Here is a 14,161-nt window from a genome sequence, read left to right on the forward strand (position 1 = left end):
GTCTTCACAAAGTGGTGTAACGCTCAGCCGGTGGCGTTGCCCGCGTGGGTGTTGAACGCCAGCGTGCGGTGCCCGATCCGGACCCGGGTGCCCTGCACCAGGACCTGCTCGCTGCCGGGCGGCATCCGCACCCAGTCGGGGGTCTTGGGCAGGTGCACGTAGGTGCCGTTGGTCGAGTTGTTGTCGACCAGCACGACGTCCCAGCCGTGCAGCTCGAGCCGGGCGTGCACCCGCGAGACCTGGTTGGACTGGTCGATGATCGGCAGCGGCCGGAACTCGCCGGCGACGATCCTCTCGTCCGGCGCGGGGTCGCGACCCAGCAGGTACGGCGTGTCCAGCTGGAACACCGCACCGTCGTCGAGCACGATCACGCCGAGCGGCGGGCGTGGCCCGTTCACGAGCACCGGCGTCTGCTGGACCATGTTGATCCCGCAGATCCCGCAGAACAGCACCCGCGGGTCATTGAAGTGCTGGTTCTTGCAGTAGACGCCGCGCACCTGCTCGTGGGCGTGGTCGTCGTGGACCTGGGCCGCGTCCTCGACGATCGGCAGCGGCTCGAAGTCGTCGATGTCGTCGTCGACCTCGCTCATCAGCACGGACTGGAAGCTCACGTGCTCGTCGGCCGGGGTCGGCGGCAGCGGGCGGCCGGCCACCGGCGCCACGACGGGCGGGGCCTCGACGACCGGCTCGACGACGGGCTCGACGACCGGCTCGACGACGGGCGCCCGGACCTGGGTCGACGGGCGCAGGACCGGCTCGGCCGGCGTACCGCCGACAGCAGGCACCAGGAAGCCCCCGGCCGGCACGACCCCACCATCGAGCCGGTACGACGACCCCTCGGCCGGTGCGGCAGCACCCGGGAGGGACGCCGACACGGAGCCGACCGGCCACGGGATCAGCCGCTCCACCCAGGCCAGCGACTGCGCGCCGCTGATCTCCTCGCCGTCGACGCTCACGACCACGTCGCCGTCGACGAAGACCGCGAGACCGGTGGTGTGCGGGGCGATCGCGGCGAAGCCGGGGGACGACTCGACCGAGGTCGACAGCATCAGCGCGAACCCACGGACGAGCTGGCGGCCCTGACCGCCGTTGGCCGCCACCATCTCCGCGTGCTCGAGGTAGGGCCGCACGACCTCCGGGTCGTCGGACCCGACGAGGAGCACGACCGGCCCGAACCGGGCCAGGGTGCCGCCGCCGGGACCGGGCACCACCGTCGCCGCGGTCCAGTCGTCTGCCGAGGTGTGCGTCATCGTCAAATGATCCTTCCACCGAAGAAGCGCCACCGGATGAACGGGACCCGCATCGGGCCGTTGGTCCAGATCCAGATGACCAGCCAGATCACCGAGAAGTCGATGAAGAACGCCCAGAACGGCACCCCGTCGTACGGGTAGTCGATGCCGGGCACGAGCTCGAGGTCGAGCAGCAGCCAGACCAGCGCGCCCTCGTTGAGCGCCGTGATCAGGCCGAACATGGTGGGCCAGTCCTTCTCCCACCGCAGCTGTTGGATCGCGTGGTAGACGAGCTCCCAGAGCACGCCGAGCACGAGCACCGCCGCGAGGATGAGGTACGTCGTGCGGTAGTCCGGGTCGCCCGGCAGGATCGGTGTCAGCACCAGCGTGATCAGCCCGCCGAAGACGACGAGCATGAAGATCCGGGTCTGGAGCCGGCCGTTGAGGGTGGGCAGCATCAGGCACTCACTCCTGGGGTCGTCGCGACGAGCCGGCTCACGGGGCGCTCCCGGCGAGCCACTTCCACCACTGCAGGGTCGATCGCACCGGCCCGATCCGCTTGCAGAACCCGCGCTTGTTGAGGTCGCCGTAGATCTCCTGCGCCGCGACCTGCAGGCCCAGGAAGGTGTCGACGCCCGGGAAGTAGCCGCCGAGCGTGGTGGCGCCGGACGCGTACATCACGCCGCCGCCGGACGCGGTGCCCATCAGCTCGAAGTTCCGGTCGACGTTGAGCCGGCCGACCGGGTTGCGGCTGGCGCCGCCGTGGTCGAGCAGGTCCTTGAGCAGCCGGTGCTCGGCGATGTCCGCCTCGAGACCGGTGCAGTCGATGACGAAGTCGACCTCCACCGGTACGACGCCCTGCGCGGTGCGGACCTGGTTGAGGATCCGCTCGCCGCTCGGCTGCATCTCGTCGACGGTGCCGACCACGCAGCTGTACCAGCCCTCGCGGCGGCCCTGCTTCATCTGTCGTTGCCAGCTCTTGCGGTACGGCGTGTTGGTGCCGCCCATCCGCTTGTAGAGCTCGGCGCGCTGCTCGCCCTCGAGGTTGCGCACCTGCGCCTTGAGCTGGCCGCCCCACACCGACTTCGGGTAGTTGAAGCCTTGGTAGGCCCACCCGTCGCTGCCGCGCCGGCGCATCGTGACCCGGGTCCGACCACCGCCGGGGCGCTGGTCCTCCTCGTTGCCGTAGCCGTCGTTGGTGCCGTGGATGTAGGTGCGGAACAGGTGCACGATCTTCGTCTGGGCGCCGTGCTTCTCGCGGTCGTCCATCAACCGCTGCAGGATGCGCGAGGCCACGATGCCGCCGCCGCGCACCAGGACCGTCGACGGTGTCTGCACCAGCCGCTCGTAGACGTGCTCGTGGGCCTCGTAGGCGTTGACGATGTGCCGGTAGTCGTTGTTCTCGGTGCGGTAGCGCTGCAGCTCCGGCAGGAACTTCAGGCCCGGGTAGCCGACCGCGAGGTGCACGTACTGCGAGCGGAAGGCGACCCGCTTGGTGGCCGAGGCGCCCTCGGGCGGGGTCAGGATCGTGAAGTACCCGCCGCCGTACCGACGCCGGACGATGCGGACCAGACCCTTGACCAGCATCTCGTCGTACGAGATCCGCTTGGCCTCGCGCTCGAGCTGCTCGAACACGTTGCCGGCCTTGGGCGTGTAGTAGTCCTCGAAGATCGGCTCGCTGAAGAGCTGCCAGAGCACCTTGAGGTTGAAGTGCCGCACGCCCTCGGCGAAGCCGTACGACGGGAAGCCCCAGATGTTGTCGGGCCGCGACGCGGAGTCGGAGCGGATCCGCTCGGGTCGGGGGACCTGCGAGACCCGGGTGAGGTACTCGTAGGTCTGCCACGGGAAGTCGAGCGTGCTGAGCACGCGCATCTGCGAGGTCGGCACGCCCGCGATGCGCAGGTAGTCGACGGTCACGAAGCTTCCGATGCCGCCGCCGATCGTGACGAACGGGACGTCCACGATCGGGATCCCGGCCGCCGCGACCATGTCGTCGGTCCAGAAGTCGGTCTGCAGCAGCTGGTCGTTCAGGTCGCCCGAGATCGGCTGGGCGGGCAGGTACGTCGAGGGATCGGTGGTCGGGACCACGGATGCCGCGGTGGGGTCGATCAACGGTGCCTCCTGGGGTCGTTGACGGCGTCCGGAACGCTACACCGGTTTGCCCTTCCTGCGCCGGGGGAATCGCTGCTCCCCGCAGGCTCGGCGTGACATGCTGGACCTCGGCCGATGCACCGGCTGGACGACGAGGCGCTGGAGGATCCGCGTGCAGGGAATCGCTGACTACGAGTTCGTGCGCCCGCTGGGCGAGTCGAACTACGGCACCAACTACCTCGCGACGGCCCCGGCCCGGCTGGGCATCCCGGCCGGCGAGGTGGTGGTCAAGGTGATCGCCGGCCCCACCTCCGACGACGCCTTCCGCCGCGCGACCCGCGAGCTCAAGCACTTCAGCGTCGCCGACTCCGACCGGCTGGTCGCGGTCTACGACGCCGGCCGGCAGGGCGGCGCGTTCTACTACGCGATGGAGTTCCTGCCGCTCGGCTCCCTCGAGCGGCCTCAGGTCGAGATCGGCACCGGACAGCGCGTGGCCGCCGTCCGCGACGCCGCCCTGGCAGCGCACGCCCTCCACGAGCGCGGGATCGCGCACCGCGACATCAAGCCGGCCAACGTGCTGCTCGCCGAGGACGGCGGCCGCCTCGCCGATCTCGGGCTGTCCCAGCTGCTGTCGCCGGGCATGGTGACGACCGGGCTCGGGCAGATCGGCCTGGAGTTCACCGACCCCGCCATCATGCTCGGCGCGCAGGCGTCGCGGGCCAGCGACATCTGGTCGCTGGGCGCGACCCTGCACTTCGCGATCACCGGCGCCGGTGTCTACGGCGAGCTGCGCGACACCGAGCCGCTCCTGCTGGTGCGCTCCATCCTGGCCTCCCAGCCCAGCCTGTCGCCCGACCTGCCGTCGGCCGCTCGGGAGCTCGTCGAGGCCTGCCTCGCCACCGACGTCGCCGCCCGCCCACGCACCGCCGCGGAGGTCGCCGACCGCATCGCCGGGCTCGCCGCTGACCTGGGGTCGGCGGTCTGACGATGGAGCTCCACGACGTCCTGCGCGAGCTGGTGGCCGAGCACGGCCGCGGGATCCTCGACGACGCCGCAGGCTTCCGGGGCGTCCTCGACGACGTCCTGGCCGAGGACCAGGCGACGACCGGTGACATCAACCTGCTCGTCGACGCCGTGCGCTTCGGCGTGCTCAACCCGCTCGGCGAGATGATCGAGGGTGGCGCCGACCCGGCCCGTGCCGTCGAGGAGGCCGGGCTGCGCCTGGCCCGCGACCGCGGCGGCGACGACCAGGCCGCGTCGAGCTGGGCGGCAGCCGTGCTCGGGTACGCCGTCGGCACGGTCCCCGCCGCCGTCGTGCTGCGCTACCGGTCCAGCCGCCCGGCCAGTGGCCAGCTGCCGCCCCCGACCGCGGCGCCCGCCGGGCCGCCGTACCAGTCACCGCCGCCCACCGCCTGGCCGCCGGCACCGCCCGCACCCCCGCAGCCCACCGTCACCCCGACCGCCGTCCCGACCTCCGCGCCCAACCCGTACGCCGCGCCGGCGTCGTACTCCCCGGCTCCCGGCGGCTACGCCCCACCCGCCGGCTTCACGACCCCGCCGACGAGGAAGCGCGGTGCCGGCATCTGGGTCGCGGCCGCCGTGGCGGGTGTCGTCGTGGTCGGTGGCGGTGTCGCCGCTGCCGTCGCCCTGTCGGGAGGCGGTGACGACCCCGGTCCGCGAACGCCCGAGTCCAGCGGCCCGAAGGAGCCCGCGGTCAAGATCGACCCGGCGTCCCTCGACGAGCGCTACGGCACGCTGGCCAGCACGATCTCGGCCGGCGCCACCGACTGCAAGGCCGGCAAGCCGGGGGACGGGGAGAGCGAGGTGGTGCAGTGCACGGTCAGCACCGGCACCCTGCGCCTGGTCACGTACGACGACGATGACGCGTTCACCGCTGCCCGCACGGCCCGCTTCGACTACCGCGCCGGCACGATGAGCGCCGACAACGGCGCGACGGCCCTCTACGAGTACGACCCCGAGCGGGGCGGCACCACCGACCCGGCGGTCGTGTACTGGGACAGCCAGGGCGCCAAGCAGTCCGCGCTCCTCGAGGGCCAGGGCACGGCCACCATCGACGCGGTCGTCGCCAGCTTCACCAGCACCTCGCCCCGTGTCACCGAGCCGACCGCACCGGCCCACCCCAAGCTGATCGAGTTCATCAAGATCAACATGGACGTCGCCAAGTGCACCCGCGAGCGCACCTTCTTCACCGGGGAGACCGAGGAGAGCAGCTGCGAGACCGACGACACCGGCATCATCGTCAGCGTCGGCCGCTACTCCACGCGCAAGGCGATGAAGGCCGACCGCAAGTACTACAAGAAGCAGTACGACGAGGCAGGCACCCAGGGCGGCGGTGGCACCTGGCGCTTCGGCGAAGGTCCCACCGAGGGCGGCTACTACGCCTACCTCGACAGCTCCGGTGACACCGCGACGATCTACTGGGACTGGAACGCCGACGACTGCTACTGCTACGGCGTCGCCCGGAACTTCGACGGCGACCTCGACGGCCTCGAGAAGTGGTGGCCCTCCGACAACTGACGTTCCGGAGGTCGAGGAGGTCGCGCAGCGTCCCCGGTGGTCGAGGAGGTCGCGCAGCGTCCCCGGTGGTCGAGGAGGTCGCGCAGCGTCCCCGGTGGTCGAGGAGGTCGCGCAGCGTCCCCGGTGGTCGAGGAGGTCGCGCAGCGACCGTCACGAGACCGCTTGCTGTGCGTCCGGCACTGTCATGGCACAGTTCCGGCAGCACGTCAGCTGGTCTCGTGACGCGCCACGACCTCGCTTGCTCCGCGGCGCGAGCTCGCCGGCGCTCCTCGACCTTCGGCCGCTGCCGACGGCTTCGCAGGCTCAGCCGTCGGCGGCCTCCGGCACCGGGACGGTGTCGGCGAGGTCCGGTCGGTCGATCCCGGCCACGTCGTTGCGGACCAGCAACGCCATCGTGGTGTCGTCGCCGCCGATGAGCGCGGGCTCGGCCAGCCACTCGGGGAGCTGCTCGCGCACCCAGCCCAGGCCCCGGGCCCGGGCGAACTCCAACAGCTGCTCGCCGGTCTGGCGCCACCAGCCCTGGGAGTCGACCCGGGAGCGGCCGAAGCCGTCGGTGCACAGGAACACCAGGGCCGCCCGGTCGGCCGCGGTGTCGACCACTCCGACGCGCAGCGCGTCGAGCGGGCGCGGCTGGCACAGGGAGCTGGTGTGCAGGCCGTCGAGGTCGGGGTCCTCGGGCAGCGGCCGCGTCGCGGTGCCGTCGCTGGACACCAGGACCGAGTCGCCGTCGCCGATCTGCAGGAACACCATCACGTCGCCGGCCGCCGCGGTGGCCAGGATGGTCGAGCCATAGGCCCGCAGCGGGTCGGCGGAGGCGCCGAGCTCGTCCTCGGCGGGGGAGTAGGGGTTCGCCTCGAGGTGGTGCCGGACCTTCGCCGTCCAGGTGTCCACGATGGCGGCGCCGGCCTTCGACACCAGGTCGCGGGCGGTCTCGTCGGCCGCGGTCAGCTCGGGCACGATCCGGCGCAGCTCCTCGACCGCGCTGACGACCGCCAGCGCCGCGCCGGTGTCGCTGCGGAAGTGGAACTTGTGCCCGTGCCCGTCGGCGACGGCGATCACCGCGTGCCCCAGCGTCTGGTCGCTCCAGGTGAGGACCGCGTCCTGGATCGGCAGCTGGTCGCGGACGTGGACCGAGCCGATCGTCGTACCCGACAGGGTGGTCCACACCGGATCGGCGTCCGGCCGGTCGGTCATCCCAGGGTGCTCCAGATCGGGTCGCCGATCGGGCTGGGCGGAACCGCGGTCACGCCGGAGCCGGGACCGACGACGGGCCGCGAGGCGACCTTGCTGGCCGCCTTCGAGGCCCAGACGATGTACTCGACGAGCTGCTCGGGGTTGTCCGCGCGCAGCAGCGGCACGTCCTCGTCGCCGATGAAGCGGCGCAGGGAGTGCATGTCGGCGTCACGGCCCACGCCGAGCGCCAGCCGTACGGCGGTCGCCCCCCACCGGTTGTTGAGCAGTGCCTGCAGGCCCTCGGCGAAGGTCACGCCGCTGCTCTGGGTGGGCCGGCCGTCGGAGACCAGGATGATCGCGGGCGGGAACGCGCTGTTGGACTCGTCGAGGTGGTCGAGCGCGCCGGCGAGGGTCTGCAGCGCGCTGCCGAGCTCGGTGAACCCGCGCGGCACCGCCTCCAGCCGCTTCCAGTGGATCTGGTCGACCGGGGTCGGGTCCTCGATGATCCACTGCGGCTCGTTGGCGAACGCCAGCACCCGGACCAGCATCTCGGCGTGCGGATTGGCCCGCGCCTCGTCCTTCAGGTGGGGCAGGACCTCGGTGATCGCGTTGTTGAGCGCCTGGATGCGGCCGCCGCGCAGCATCGAGCCCGACACGTCGAGCACGAAGATGAAGTGCAGCGGCTTGCGCGCCAGGGCGCCGCCTAGCCGGTCACTCATCGCAGGCCTCCTTCCACCAGGGCGTTGGGTTTCAACTCGCCCCGTTCTGTCGAGGTTATAGCCTGTCACGGGTCAGGGAACGCGATAACGGAGGTCGGTCACACCCATGGTGCTGGCAGAAGGCGTCGAGGTCGACCTCGGGCCGTTGGGGCGCGCCCGGGTGACGTCGCTGCTCGGCCAGGGCGGCCAGGGCTACGTGTTCGAGGTGCGCCGCGACTCCGGCGAGCCGCTGGCGCTCAAGTGGTACAAGCCCGAGAGCGCCACCGCCCAGCAGTACGACGAGATGCAGCAGCTCGTCGAGATCGGCTCCCCGCACCAGCGGTTCCTGTGGCCGCTCAGCATGGCGCGGGTCGGCACCGAGCCGAGCTTCGGCTACGTCATGCACCTGCGGCACCCGCGCTACCTCGAGCTGAGCTACCTGCTGCTCAACGCCGACCGGGACGGCAAGCCGCTCGACGTCTCCTTCGCCTCGATCATCGAGCTGTGCCGCCAGCTCAGCTACAGCTTCCTGCGGCTGCACGCACGCGGCCTGTGCTACCGCGACATCTCCTTCGGCAACGTCTTCTTCGACCCCGGCAACGGCGACGTGCTGATATGCGACAACGACAACGTCGGCATCGACAACGGCACCGGCCGGGTGCTCGGGACGCCGTACTTCATGGCGCCCGAGGTGGTCCGCGACACGACGTACCGCACCCTGCCCAACACCGACACCGACCGGCACTCGCTGGCCGTGCTGCTCTTCTACTCCCTCTTCCTCGGCCACCCGCTCGAGGGTGCGCGCACGGACGCCGGCATGCGTGACGCGCACTGGCTGATGACCCACTTCGGCACCGAGCCGCTGTTCTGCATGCACCCCACCCACGCCGACAACCGGCCGGCGCAGATCGTGCAGCAGTACTGGAACATCTACCCGCAGTTCCTGCGCGACCTGTTCGTCCAGGCGTTCGTCGACGGCATGGAGAACCCCGGCGCCCGGGTCACCGAGGGCCAGTGGATCAAGGCGCTCGACCGGCTGCGCGACGGGATGCTCGCGTGCCCGACCTGCGGCACGACCAACTTCTGGAGCCCCGGCGAGGACAGTGTGACCTGCTGGCAGGACGGCACCCAGGTCCGCCCGCCGTACCTGCTCGACGTCGGGCGCCGCACCGTCGCCGTCGGTCCGCAGACCACGATCCGTTCGGACCACCTGACCTCCGGCGTCGACCACCCGCAGGTGCTCGGCCAGGTCCGCCAGCACCCCGACGCCCGCGACCGCTGGGGCCTGCACAACGCCTCCGACTTCTCCTGGCCGGTCGCCTACCCGGGCGGCCAGAACTTCCTGCTCGAGCCGGACCGCACGATCGAGCTGGTGTCCGGGGCCCGGATCCAGATCCGCAACGCCACGGTGCAGGTACGCCGGCCGGCGCCCGACGGGCAGGGGTGAGCGTCGTGTCCGCACTCGTCGTCGAGGTCGACGGCCGGGTCCTGCGCCTCGAGGGCAAGCAGGTCTACCGGATCGGGCGTGCCATCGAGGCCGACGTCGTGCTCACCGCCGGCTCGGTCTCCCGCCAGCACGCCGAGCTCCAGGTGACCGACTACGGCTGGGTGCTCGTCGACAACGGCAGCCAGTTCGGCACGTACGTCGACGACGAGCGGGTCACCGAGTACCCCGTCGAGCGGCGGATCACCGTCCGGTGCGGTCCGCCGGCCCCCGGCTCCACCCTGGCGGTCGTCCCCGCCGAGGAGTACGACGTCGTCGCCGCGACCCCGGTCGCGCCTGCTCCTCCGCCGGCCGAGCCGGCGGGGCCCGCTGCGCCGTCGTACGTCGTCGACGAGGCGACCCGGCCGCCGTTCCCCGTGACGCCACCCCCTGCGATGCCCCCGTCGACGCCGCCCCCCGCCACGCCGCCGATGGGCACCCCGTCCCCCTGGGCGCCGCCGGCGGGTGCGCCGGTGCCGTCGGTGCCCGCTCCCGGCGCCCGCCCGGCCGCCGCGCCCGGCCTGCCGGCGGCGATCTCCGGGAACGACGCCACCCAGATCCTCGCCATGCCACGCCCGTCGGGCCCGCCCGGAGCCGGACCCGCGCCGCGCACCGGCCCCGACCTGCTCCTGGTGGCCGAGGGCCGCGAACACCGCTTCCGGCACCCGACGGCGATCACCGTCGGCCGGCGCAGCGACTGCACCGTGGTCATCGGCGACCCGGCCTGCTCGCGGTTGCACGGCCGGATCGATCCCGTCCCGGGCGGCTGGACCTACACGAACCTCTCCAACGAGGGCACCTTCCACGACGGGCGCCGGGTCACCACGACCCGCTTCGACGAGCGGCTCGGGCTGCGCCTCGGGCACCCGGTCGCCGGCCCCGAGCTCACCCTCGTGCCGATCCTGTCGGCCGCCGAGGAGGAGCGGCGGATCGCCCGGCGCCGGCTCGGCAAGCGGCTCGCCATCATCGGCAGCATCACCGCAGCGCTGGTGCTGGTCGCCGGGGCCATCGGGGTGGCCTTCCTGGTGGGCCGCGACGAGCCGGCCGGGCCGGGCGGTGGCGGCACCGACGTGCTGGAGGCGGCGAAGGCCGCCACGGTCAAGATCACCGCCGAGAGCCACAGCCTCGACGACCCGTCGAACACGGGCACGTATCACGGCTCCGGCTCGATCATCCGCTCCGACGGCCTGATCCTCACCAACGCGCACGTCGCCGAGCCCGAGGCGCCCGGCCTCGCGGAGAAGTACGGCGACGAGGTGCGTATCGCCAACCCCGACTACCTGCTCATCTCGCTGACCGACGGCATGACCGACACCAACGCTCCGGCCGCCTACCGCGCCCGGGTCGTCGAGGCAGACGGCCACCTGGACGCCGCCGTCGTGCAGATCTACGCCCAGGCCGACGGCAAGCCGCTCGACGGCAAGCTCGACCTCCCGACCGTCCCGATCGGCAGCTCAGGAGACCTGCGGGCCGGTGACAGCGTCAAGGTGCTGGGCTTCCCGGCCGTCGCGGGTGACGGCAGGTCGATCACCGTCACCACCGGCGTCATCTCCACCGTCCTCGACGACCCCGACCTGGGGCCGCGCTCCGAGCTCGACACCGACGCCCGGATCGCGCCCGGCAACTCCGGCGGCATGGCCATCAACGACGACGGCGAGCTGATCGGCATCCCGACCTCGCTGTTCGCCGACGAGGGCAGCACCGTCACCAGCGGCCGGATCCGGTCCATCGACGCGGTGAAGGACCTGATCAAGAAGGCCGAGGCCGAGACCGACTAGCTCGCCTTCTTCGCCGCCTTCTTGGCGGCCGTCTTCTTCGCGGGAGCCTTCTTGGCAGCGGTCTTCTTGGCAGGGGTCTTCTTGGCGGGAGCCTTCTTTGCTGCGGCCTTCGCCGCGGGCTTCTCCTCGGCCTCGCCGCGTGACGTCTTGGCCGCCTCGACCGAGCGCTGCAGCGCGGCGAGCAGGTCGACCACCTCGCCACCGGTCTTGGCCGAGGTCTCGGTGCGCTGCACCTCGCCGCCCTCGATCTTGGCCTTGACCACGGCCTGAACGGCGTCGGCGTAGTCGTCCTCGAACTCGTCGGGATCGAAGTCGCCGGACAGGGTCTCGACGAGCATGTGGGCCATCTTGACCTCGGCGTCCTTGACCTCGCCGCTCTCGACGGTGAAGTCGGGCTTGCGGATCTCGTCGGGCCACATCATGGTCTGCAGCACGATCACGTCGTCGCGCACCCGCAGCACCGCGGTGGTCACCCGCTGCCGCAGCGCGACGGTCACGACCGCCATCCGGTCGGCGTCGAGCAGCGCCTGGCGGAGCAGGGCGTACGGCTTGGCGCCCGTGCCCTCCGGCTCGAGGTAGTAGGACTTCTCGAACAGCAGCGGGTCGATCTGGTCGCTCGGCACGAACTTCTCGACTGCGATCTCCCGCGACGAGGTCATCGGCAGGTTGGCCATGTCGTCGTCGGTGAGGATGACCATCTCGCCGTCCTCGGTCTCGTACCCCTTCGCGATGTCGGAGTACGGCACCTCCTCGCCGTCGATCGAGCACACCCGCTGGTACTTGATCCGGCCGCCGTCCTTCGCGTGGACCTGCCGGAACGAGACGTCGTGGCTCTCGGTCGCGCTGTAGAGCTTGACCGGCACACTGACGAGGCCGAAGGACACGGCCCCCTTCCAGATCGCACGCATGGGACGAGCCTACGCGGTACCGGCATGATGGGCGCGTGCCCGACCTGCGCCCGATGCTCGCCACCGCGGGCACCCACGTGCCGCAGGGCGAGGAGTGGTGCCACGAGGTCAAGTGGGACGGCGTCCGCGCACTCGCGGCCCTCGACGGCGGGGTCATCACCCTGACCAGCCGCAACGGCAACCGGATCACCCCGGCGTGGCCGGAGCTGGTCACGCCGCCGGCCGGCGTACGCGACCTGGTGGTGGACGGCGAGATCATCGCGCTCAACGAGCGCGGCGTGCCTGATTTCCGCGTCCTCGCCGAGCGGATGCACGTCCGCAACCCGGCCGCCGTGGCACGCCTGGCGGCGCGGATCACGGCCACCTACATGGTCTTCGACCTGCTCCGCCTCGACGGCGAGGACCTGTGCGGCCTGGCGCTGCACGAGCGCCGCCGCCGGCTCGCCGACCTCGACCTCGGCCGCTCCGGCTGGCAGGTCCCGGTCGAGTACGACGACGGCGCGATGCTCTTCGAGGCGACCCGCGCCCAGGGGCTGGAGGGCATCGTCAGCAAGCGCCGCGACTCGACGTACCGCCCGGGGGAGCGCAGCCACCACTGGCTGAAGTTCCCGCACCGGCACCGCGGCTCGTTCGTGATCGGGGGATGGCGCCCGCAGGTCGGCACGAGCGACCGGCTGGCCGCGCTGCTGGTGGGGGAGCCGACCGCCGACGGGCTCGCCTACCGCGGCCGGGTCGGCAGCGGCGTCGGGCCGAAGCAGTCCCGCGCGCTCGCCGCCCTGCTCGCCCCGCTGGCCCGCACCTCCAGCCCGTTCGCCGACGAGGTGCCGCGGGTCGACGCCGAGGGGACCACCTGGGTGGAGCCGGTCGTGGTCGTCGACGTCGACACGCACGGGCTCGGCTACGAGCGGCTCCGGCAGCCGTCGTACCAGGGCGTGCGCTCCGACCTGAGCCCCGAGGACCTGTGATGGCGAAGAAGGCCGAGCACCCCCAGACCGAGGTCCACGTCGACGTCGAGGGCCGCACCCTGCGGCTGACCAACCTGGAGAAGGTGCTCTACCCGAGCACCGGCACCACCAAGGGCGAGGTGCTCGACTACTACGTGCGGATCGCCCCGGTGCTGCTGCCACACCTCGCCGGGCGCCCGGTCACCCGGATCCGCTGGCCGCACGGCGTGGGCGACCTGAGCTTCTTCGAGAAGAACGCGCCGCGCGGCACCCCGAGCTGGGTGCGCACGGCCGAGGTGCCCACCACCGGCAGCCGCGGCCCCAGCCGGCACGGCGACACCCTCGTCTTCCCGATCATCGAGGACCTCCCGACCCTGGTCTGGGCGGTCAACCTCGCCGCCCTCGAGCTGCACGTCCACCAGTGGACCGTCGACGCGGACGACGAGCCGGTCGGCGCCGACCGGCTCGTCATCGACCTCGACCCCGGCGAGCCCGCCGGGCTGCACGAGTGCTGCCAGGTCGCGCTGCTCGTCCAGGAGGCGCTCGCCGAGCGTGACCTCGATGCCGTCGCGGTGACCAGCGGCAGCAAGGGCCTGCACCTGTACGCGCCACTCGCCGAGCCGCTCCCGTCGGCCGAGACCAGCGAGCTGGCCAAGGAGATCGCCGAGGAGCTGCAGGCCGCCCGCCCCGACCTGGTCACCGCGACCATGACGAAGGCCCGCCGGCGCGGGAAGGTGTTCCTCGACTGGTCCCAGAACGCCGGCTCGAAGACCACCGTCGCGCCGTACTCGCTCCGGGGCACGCCGCGTCCCCAGGTCGCCACCCCCGTCGGGTGGGACGAGGTCGCCGAGGGAGCGCAGGACCCGCTGGGGCTCGACCAGTTCACGCCGAGCCAGGTGCTGGACCGGGTCGCGGAGTACGGCGACCTGTTCGCCTAGGAGACGCGCCGCCGCATCGGGTAGACGTCGAACTCGGTGACCGCGCCCGCCGGGTCGCCGCCCGAACCGACCGCGTGCGCCACCTGGTCGGGGGCGACCGCGTGGTCGGCCTCGTCGAGCGTGGCGTCGATGAGCAGCTGGAGCTCCGGTGACGGATGGTCCACCCGCTGCGCGGTGGTGTCGATCCGCCAGCCGGCCCGGCCGAGCTCGGTGAACAGGCCCATCAGCGTGGTGTTCTTCTCGGCGGCGATCCCCTCGAAGCCGTCGGCGGCCTCGATCAGGTAGACCGGCCGGAGGACGGCGAGCGCGGCAGTGTCGTACAGCGGCACCCACAGGCGCGCGTACTCGTAGGACCGCTTCGCGCTCACTCCTCCAGTGTAG

The 14,161-nt window shown here is 71.9% G+C and carries 13 protein-coding genes; 6 read left to right on the forward strand and 7 right to left on the reverse strand.

Going from position 1 to position 14,161, the window contains the following annotated elements:
* Positions 1-23: 23 nt before the first annotated feature.
* The 3 genes from ACZYRU_RS07870 to ACZYRU_RS07880 are packed head-to-tail and all read right to left on the reverse strand — an operon-like array spanning position 24 to position 3,341.
* Complete coding sequence (locus tag ACZYRU_RS07870; RefSeq protein WP_488956529.1) at positions 24-1,250, reverse strand: FHA domain-containing protein; 1,227 nt, start codon at positions 1,248-1,250, stop codon at positions 24-26.
* Between the two features lie 2 nt (positions 1,251-1,252).
* A complete protein-coding gene (locus ACZYRU_RS07875; protein WP_488956530.1) occupies positions 1,253-1,687 on the reverse strand; it encodes a hypothetical protein in 435 nt (144 codons plus the stop codon).
* 37 nt (positions 1,688-1,724) lie between these two features.
* Complete coding sequence (locus tag ACZYRU_RS07880; protein ID WP_488956531.1) at positions 1,725-3,341, reverse strand: hypothetical protein; 1,617 nt, start codon at positions 3,339-3,341, stop codon at positions 1,725-1,727.
* Positions 3,342-3,492: 151 nt separating this feature from the next.
* Here ACZYRU_RS07880 and ACZYRU_RS07885 point away from each other — a divergent pair, with 151 nt between their 5' ends.
* Together ACZYRU_RS07885 and ACZYRU_RS07890 are read left to right on the forward strand one after the other, a co-directional pair.
* Entirely contained in the window at positions 3,493-4,305 is an 813-nt protein-coding gene (locus tag ACZYRU_RS07885; RefSeq protein WP_488956532.1) for a protein kinase domain-containing protein, read from the forward strand.
* Between the two features lie 2 nt (positions 4,306-4,307).
* Entirely contained in the window at positions 4,308-5,858 is a 1,551-nt protein-coding gene (locus ACZYRU_RS07890) for a hypothetical protein (protein ID WP_488956533.1), read from the forward strand.
* Between the two features lie 303 nt (positions 5,859-6,161).
* Here ACZYRU_RS07890 and ACZYRU_RS07895 read toward each other — a convergent pair whose 3' ends face one another.
* Both ACZYRU_RS07895 and ACZYRU_RS07900 read right to left on the reverse strand, forming a co-directional pair.
* A complete protein-coding gene (locus tag ACZYRU_RS07895) occupies positions 6,162-7,052 on the reverse strand; it encodes a protein phosphatase 2C domain-containing protein (protein WP_488956534.1) in 891 nt (296 codons plus the stop codon).
* The gene (locus tag ACZYRU_RS07900) at positions 7,049-7,750 is read right to left on the reverse strand and encodes a vWA domain-containing protein (protein ID WP_488956535.1); all 702 of its coding nucleotides are present in this window, start codon (positions 7,748-7,750) and stop codon (positions 7,049-7,051) included. The genes ACZYRU_RS07895 and ACZYRU_RS07900 overlap by 4 nt, the downstream gene beginning before the upstream one ends.
* A gap of 106 nt (positions 7,751-7,856) precedes the next feature.
* Here ACZYRU_RS07900 and ACZYRU_RS07905 point away from each other — a divergent pair, with 106 nt between their 5' ends.
* Together ACZYRU_RS07905 and ACZYRU_RS07910 are read left to right on the forward strand one after the other, a co-directional pair.
* Positions 7,857-9,176 carry a protein kinase domain-containing protein gene (locus tag ACZYRU_RS07905; protein ID WP_488956536.1) on the forward strand — a complete coding sequence of 440 codons (1,320 nt, stop codon included), beginning with the start codon at positions 7,857-7,859 and terminating at the stop codon, positions 9,174-9,176.
* A 5-nt stretch (positions 9,177-9,181) separates the two neighbouring features.
* A complete protein-coding gene (locus ACZYRU_RS07910; protein WP_488956537.1) occupies positions 9,182-10,990 on the forward strand; it encodes an FHA domain-containing protein in 1,809 nt (602 codons plus the stop codon).
* Here the strand turns inward: ACZYRU_RS07910 and ku are convergent.
* Positions 10,987-11,898: a non-homologous end joining protein Ku gene (gene ku, locus ACZYRU_RS07915; RefSeq protein ID WP_488956538.1), complete on the reverse strand. Its 912-nt coding sequence runs from the start codon at positions 11,896-11,898 to the stop codon at positions 10,987-10,989. The two genes, ACZYRU_RS07910 and ku, sit on opposite strands and share 4 nt — an antisense overlap.
* Before the next feature lie 35 nt (positions 11,899-11,933).
* Here ku and ligD (ACZYRU_RS07920) point away from each other — a divergent pair, with 35 nt between their 5' ends.
* Both ligD (ACZYRU_RS07920) and ligD (ACZYRU_RS07925) read left to right on the forward strand, forming a co-directional pair.
* On the forward strand, positions 11,934-12,863 hold the full coding sequence (ligD, locus tag ACZYRU_RS07920) for a non-homologous end-joining DNA ligase (RefSeq protein ID WP_488956539.1): 930 nt from the start codon (positions 11,934-11,936) through the stop codon (positions 12,861-12,863).
* Positions 12,863-13,780: a non-homologous end-joining DNA ligase gene (ligD, locus tag ACZYRU_RS07925; RefSeq protein ID WP_488956540.1), complete on the forward strand. Its 918-nt coding sequence runs from the start codon at positions 12,863-12,865 to the stop codon at positions 13,778-13,780. The genes ligD (ACZYRU_RS07920) and ligD (ACZYRU_RS07925) overlap by 1 nt, the downstream gene beginning before the upstream one ends.
* On the opposite strand, the gene ACZYRU_RS07930 is transcribed toward ligD (ACZYRU_RS07925), so the two are convergent.
* Positions 13,777-14,148 carry a hypothetical protein gene (locus tag ACZYRU_RS07930; RefSeq protein ID WP_488956541.1) on the reverse strand — a complete coding sequence of 124 codons (372 nt, stop codon included), beginning with the start codon at positions 14,146-14,148 and terminating at the stop codon, positions 13,777-13,779. The genes ligD (ACZYRU_RS07925) and ACZYRU_RS07930 overlap by 4 nt on opposite strands.
* Positions 14,149-14,161: the final 13 nt, after the last annotated feature.

It is taken from the genome of Nocardioides sp. F233, from assembly GCF_057813895.1.

Coding starts and splice junctions, on each gene's coding strand:
- ACZYRU_RS07890 (WP_488956533.1), top strand. CDS start 4,308: ATGGAGCTCCACGACGTCCTGCGCGAGCTGGTGGCCGAGCACGGCCGC.
- ACZYRU_RS07900 (WP_488956535.1), bottom strand. CDS start 7,750: ATGAGTGACCGGCTAGGCGGCGCCCTGGCGCGCAAGCCGCTGCACTTC.
- ACZYRU_RS07905 (WP_488956536.1), top strand. CDS start 7,857: ATGGTGCTGGCAGAAGGCGTCGAGGTCGACCTCGGGCCGTTGGGGCGC.
- ACZYRU_RS07875 (WP_488956530.1), bottom strand. CDS start 1,687: ATGCTGCCCACCCTCAACGGCCGGCTCCAGACCCGGATCTTCATGCTC.
- ACZYRU_RS07895 (WP_488956534.1), bottom strand. CDS start 7,052: ATGACCGACCGGCCGGACGCCGATCCGGTGTGGACCACCCTGTCGGGT.
- ACZYRU_RS07870 (WP_488956529.1), bottom strand. CDS start 1,250: ATGACGCACACCTCGGCAGACGACTGGACCGCGGCGACGGTGGTGCCC.
- ku (WP_488956538.1), bottom strand. CDS start 11,898: ATGCGTGCGATCTGGAAGGGGGCCGTGTCCTTCGGCCTCGTCAGTGTG.
- ligD (WP_488956540.1), top strand. CDS start 12,863: ATGGCGAAGAAGGCCGAGCACCCCCAGACCGAGGTCCACGTCGACGTC.